Raw genomic sequence first — 1,381 nt, 5'->3', positions numbered from 1 at the left:
ATTAGCCCCGGTTTCCCGAAGTTATCCCCGTCTTACAGGCAGGTTGCCCACGTGTTACTCACCCGTCCGCCGCTCATTCCACAAAACGCACCCGAAGGATTGTTTTGCTTCCTGCGCTCGACTTGCATGTATTAGGCACGCCGCCAGCGTTCGTCCTGAGCCAGGATCAAACTCTCCGATGATGCACAGGATGTGCAAATGTCGGTGTTGTCACAGGATGTGACGTTCTTAACCGACTTCCTTTAACAGGTACGAGCGCCGGTGTTGTCACAGGACGTGACGTTCTTAACCGACAATCCATAACCTGTTATAGTCCATTTATAATGAACAAATCATTAAATCGTTTCATTTGATCCATCGCTCTTTTTTCAAAGAAATCAATCGGTGTTACCCGTTTGATATTACGCTTGGCTTTTGTTTAGTTTTCAAAGAACAATCTCTTAATTATTCGCTAATCATTTAAGCGACTTTAATAGTATATAACTATTATTGTCTAATGTCAAGCAAATTAACAAAATAAAAATTTAAAATTGGTGGAGCCTAGCGGGATCGAACCGCTGACCTCCTGCGTGCAAAGCAGGCGCTCTCCCAGCTGAGCTAAGGCCCCATTACTGTTTTTTATATTTGGTGGTCGGGAAGACAGGATTCGAACCTGCGACCCCTTGGTCCCAAACCAAGTGCTCTACCAAGCTGAGCTACTTCCCGTTATGGCGCGCCCTGGAGAACTCGAATCCCCAACCTTCTGATCCGTAGTCAGACGCTCTATCCAATTGAGCTAAGGGCGCAATATATTATGGTGCCGAGGGCCGGACTTGAACCGGCACGGTAGTCACCTACCGCAGGATTTTAAGTCCTGTGCGTCTGCCAATTCCGCCACCCCGGCAAATAAGAAACTCATTAGAACTTAGTAATGGAGCGGAAGACGGGATTCGAACCCGCGACCCCCACCTTGGCAAGGTGATGTTCTACCACTGAACTACTTCCGCATATATTATTTTGTAAGCCTTTTTCTTATGAGAAAAAATGGTGAGCCATGGAGGATTCGAACCTCCGACCCTCTGATTAAAAGTCAGATGCTCTACCAACTGAGCTAATGGCTCAAATTAAATTATACCTGGTGCCGGCCAGAGGACTTGAACCCCCAACCTACTGATTACGATTCAGTTGCTCTACCAATTGAGCTAGGCCGGCTCAATGATGGTGGAGGATGACGGGCTCGAACCGCCGACCCTCTGCTTGTAAGGCAGATGCTCTCCCAGCTGAGCTAATCCTCCGAAATAAATCGCCTAGCGGCGTCCTACTCTTACAGGGGGACAGCCCCCAATTACCATCGGCGCTGAAGAGCTTAACTTCCGTGTTCGAGATGGGAACGGGTGTGACC

The 1,381-nt window shown here is 48.2% G+C and carries 8 tRNA genes and 2 rRNA genes; all 10 read right to left on the bottom strand.

Annotation, left to right across the window (positions count from 1 at the left end):
* A 16S ribosomal RNA gene (locus FG390_RS15670) occupies positions 1–182 on the bottom strand; the annotation flags it as partial.
* Between the two features lie 349 nt (positions 183–531).
* A tRNA-Ala gene (locus FG390_RS15665) sits at positions 532–607 on the bottom strand.
* A gap of 21 nt (positions 608–628) precedes the next feature.
* A tRNA-Pro gene (locus tag FG390_RS15660) sits at positions 629–705 on the bottom strand.
* A gap of 3 nt (positions 706–708) precedes the next feature.
* Positions 709–785, bottom strand: a tRNA-Arg gene (locus FG390_RS15655).
* A gap of 9 nt (positions 786–794) precedes the next feature.
* Positions 795–883, bottom strand: a tRNA-Leu gene (locus tag FG390_RS15650).
* 28 nt (positions 884–911) lie between these two features.
* Positions 912–986: transfer RNA gene (locus FG390_RS15645), tRNA-Gly, on the bottom strand.
* A gap of 38 nt (positions 987–1,024) precedes the next feature.
* Positions 1,025–1,100 (bottom strand) — tRNA-Lys (locus tag FG390_RS15640).
* A gap of 15 nt (positions 1,101–1,115) precedes the next feature.
* Positions 1,116–1,191, bottom strand: a tRNA-Thr gene (locus FG390_RS15635).
* Between the two features lie 7 nt (positions 1,192–1,198).
* Positions 1,199–1,274 (bottom strand) — tRNA-Val (locus FG390_RS15630).
* Positions 1,275–1,284: 10 nt separating this feature from the next.
* A 5S ribosomal RNA gene (rrf, locus tag FG390_RS15625) occupies positions 1,285–1,381 on the bottom strand; the annotation flags it as partial.

This window comes from Terrilactibacillus laevilacticus (genome assembly GCF_006517395.1).
Classification (GTDB): Bacteria; Bacillota; Bacilli; order Bacillales; family Sporolactobacillaceae; genus Terrilactibacillus; species Terrilactibacillus laevilacticus.
This window is presented reverse-complemented; position numbering and strand designations above follow the sequence as displayed.